Raw genomic sequence first — 935 nt, forward strand, 5'->3', positions numbered from 1 at the left:
ACGTGCTAGACTGGAAGCTGATCTGGACCGAATGGAAGCCGAGATGGACAAGATAAAGGGCAGAGAATACAAGCTTCCAAAGAGATACGAGCACTACTTCAAGCTTACCTACCACAAAGGCAAGTTCTATGGCTACGAGGAGCGGGAAGATGTCATTGAACGAGAGCTGCAGCTGTGCGGCTATTTCGCAATTGTGACCTCTGAAAAGATGACGGCTTCAGAAGCTTTGAACCTTTACAAAAGCCGCGATATCTCAGAAAAGCTGTTTGGCAGTGATAAGACCTTCCTTGGCAACCGTTCATTCAGAGTCGCAAGCAGCCAGGCAGCTGAAGCGAAGATCTTCATTCAGTTCATTGCTTTGATAATCCGGGCAAGAATCTACACGCTTCTGAGAAAACGTAAAGCCGAAATGCCGGGCAAGCCTAACTATCTGAACGTACCTTCGGCACTGAAAGAGCTCGAAAAGATTGAACTGATACGACAGCCGAACGGCAACTATAAGCTCGATCACGCAGTCACGGCTACCCAGAAAGTAATACTAGGCGCTTTTGGGCTAGACGAAGAATGGATCAAAGCACAGGCAAGACTGATTGGAAAAGACATTAAGAACGCCGCAATGCCAGAAGAACAGAAAGATGATGATGAAGATGCCGAGAACGAAGAGTATTAAAACTATTGAAGCAGAGATCTCCCAAACAGAAGAACAGCTCCGACGCCTCAAAGAGCGCTGCGATAAAGCGTCAGAGAAGCTTGATGCCCTCTATGAGCTCAAGAAGCACCGAGAGCAGGAGGAATTACTAAAAGCTATTGATAAAAGTACCAGAACCAAAGCTGAGATCCTCGCGTTTCTAGAAAGTCATGCATAAAAAGAAATACGGTTAGCAGAAAATCTGCCAACCGTATGGTTTGAGTTGTAAAATCCTGGGAAACTAGCA

Annotated in this window: 2 protein-coding genes; both read left to right on the plus strand. The window is 46.0% G+C overall.

Annotated features, from left to right (window positions below; genetic code table 11):
* Window positions 1–670: IS1634 family transposase (locus tag ACYVUV_RS12320; RefSeq protein ID WP_484499574.1), on the plus strand; the 670-nt coding region annotated here is incomplete at its 5' end.
* Window positions 636–866, plus strand: a complete 231-nt coding sequence (locus ACYVUV_RS12325; protein ID WP_484499575.1) for a hypothetical protein — start codon at window positions 636–638, stop codon at window positions 864–866. The genes ACYVUV_RS12320 and ACYVUV_RS12325, both read left to right, overlap by 35 nt.
* The last annotated feature ends 69 nt before the right edge of the window (window positions 867–935 follow it).

The sequence above is a fragment of the Lactobacillus sp. WILCCON 0149 genome (assembly GCF_057197965.1).